The sequence below is a fragment of the Skermanella aerolata KACC 11604 genome (assembly GCF_000936425.1).
Taxonomy (GTDB): domain Bacteria; phylum Pseudomonadota; class Alphaproteobacteria; order Azospirillales; family Azospirillaceae; genus Skermanella; species Skermanella aerolata.
This window is the reverse complement of the sequence record NZ_AVFK01000149.1, coordinates 1-1,901: the sequence shown is the minus strand read 5'-3', so window position 1 is coordinate 1,901 and position 1,901 is coordinate 1. Positions and strand designations below refer to the sequence as shown.

Sequence of the window (1,901 nt, the reverse complement as noted above, 5' to 3'; positions counted from 1 at the left end):
TCCCGAGCATATCTGTCAGAGCGACCGCCTGGGTGCTGTTCGGGAAGAGTCGGTATTTGTAGGTGAGGACAGGCAGCAGCGCCCTGCTGTCGTAGACACGCTTTCCATCTCTGCTTCAAGGAGACGACGCCGACTCTCGTTCTGTTTCCCGCCCGTCTTTGCGGCGGCCATCCTTGCCATCTGCAAGGCATCCGGTGTGATCCTGGATGTGACAAGGGGTTCTGCCATAGCGGTAAGTGCACACCCGTCGAGGCGCGACGTCAAGCAGGAGTGCTTCTCGCCCTCCGGGCGGCCGGCTTTCCTCCGCCGCCTGAAGGCGGCGGTCCCCAGCCGGGGGATCTGATGGGACGGCTGCTGACAGGTGACACCGAAGTACCGGCCGGGTGAAAGCCCGATTTGAGGGCTAGCCAACTGCATCCACGACTGTCCCGGTTGACGGAAAGTCGTGGATCGCGACGTTCACGCCGATGGTCATCAGACATCGCGCATTCCAGTGGTCAAAGGGGCTAGGAGCGGGCTTTGAAGCGTCAAGCCAGCGGGGTGCCGCATAGCTTGCTTCAGAAGCCGTCCGTCTTCGAGGCAGTAGGGTGTTCACTTACCACCTAATGTACAAAAGTGGGCCGCGTAGGTGGCTATCTACGCGGCCCTGTCTCTAAGAGGCTCGGTTCCTCGAAACCGTTGACCGTCCGGGGCCTCTGACAGCTTGCCGGTTGGGCCACAGGCGAGCGGCAGGGGTTTAGGCTGTCGCCCGCTTGCCTTTGTTCCGAGCGCTCTTTGCGCTCGATGAACGGAGATACCACTATCTTCGTAATCTGGATGCGTACCTGGGCACCTAGCTTATCGAAGTTCCATGGTCTTAGCCCAACCCGCAGTGCCTGTCGAGCCGTCAGCCGCGATCTGGCCTACAGGAAGAAAACCTGTGCGGCGAATCCTCACAGTCCGAGCTTTGTTGTGGAGCTGCGCTGGAAGATGTCGGCCTCGCGCATTTAGTGGCCAGTCATCTCGGCCCCGGCATGGTCGAGCTGGGCCTGAATGGTGCACTCGTCGCCGCGGTTCATGAGAGCACCAGAAACTATGGGAGGAGCTCAGGCTGCGGCAGTGAGTGGGACAGGCCGGACCTGGGTGGCTGGCATAGTCGGATACCCGGTGGCGAAGAGGTCGCGCAGTGTGCCGTCGATGCTGCGGGTTCGGGTTTTCAGGGGAAGGTGAGCCTCTTTCTTGGACCATTGCATCTGCTGCTTTGTATGAAAGCGCCAGCTGATGACGAGGCCGACCATGATTGGTTCATCCGCATTCCCGGTGCAGCGCGAGTGGACTGGAGGATGACGATAACCATCAGAGCCTCCGGCTGGGGACCGCCGCCTTCAGGCGGCGGAGGAAAGCCGGTCGCCCAAAGGGCGAATACCCTTGAGCAGTTGTGACGAGACGGATGTTCGGTATCCTATGTTCATGCTCCGTTCGTTCAAATACCGCCTCTTTCCGAACCCGACACAGGCCGCCGGGCTGACCGACATGCTTGGGAGCTTCTGCGACCTCTACAACGCCTGTCTCCAGCAGCGGATCGAGGCGTACCAGCGGCGGGGCAAGTCGCTCGACTACATCGATCAGGCCACCGAACTGAAGGCGGTTCGGCTGGCTGACGAACGGCTGGCGAGCTACAGCTACTCGGCGGAGCAGCAAGTCGTCCGCCGTCTGGACAAAGCATTCAAGGCGTTCTTCGGCAGGGTCAGGAGGGGCAAGGGCGGCTTTCCCCGCTTCCGGGCGAAAAGCATGTTCGACAGTGCCGACTTTCGGGTCGGCGACGGGCTGACGATCCGCAAGAGCAGGAAAATCACCGTCGTTGGCATTCCTGGCGGTTTCGTCAGGTCTCACGCCAGATCTTGAGCGGAGGCATAGATCAG

At 61.0% G+C, this 1,901-nt stretch carries 2 protein-coding genes; one reads left to right on the top strand and one right to left on the bottom strand.

Features of this window, described 5'->3' with window-relative positions; translation table 11 throughout:
- Nucleotides 1-1,085 precede the first annotated feature (1,085 nt).
- The gene (locus N826_RS38870) at nt 1,086-1,277 is read right to left on the bottom strand and encodes a hypothetical protein (RefSeq protein ID WP_044437957.1); all 192 of its coding nucleotides are present in this window, start codon (nt 1,275-1,277) and stop codon (nt 1,086-1,088) included.
- 172 nt (nt 1,278-1,449) lie between these two features.
- Here N826_RS38870 and N826_RS38865 point away from each other — a divergent pair, with 172 nt between their 5' ends.
- On the top strand, nt 1,450-1,884 hold the full coding sequence (locus tag N826_RS38865; RefSeq protein ID WP_169789519.1) for a helix-turn-helix domain-containing protein: 435 nt from the start codon (nt 1,450-1,452) through the stop codon (nt 1,882-1,884).
- The last annotated feature ends 17 nt before the right edge of the window (nt 1,885-1,901 follow it).

Excerpts from the sequence above, each read along its gene's own strand:
- N826_RS38870 (WP_044437957.1), bottom strand. The coding sequence starts at position 1,277 with ATGGTCGGCCTCGTCATCAGCTGGCGCTTTCATACAAAGCAGCAGATG.
- N826_RS38865 (WP_169789519.1), top strand. The coding sequence starts at position 1,450 with ATGCTCCGTTCGTTCAAATACCGCCTCTTTCCGAACCCGACACAGGCC.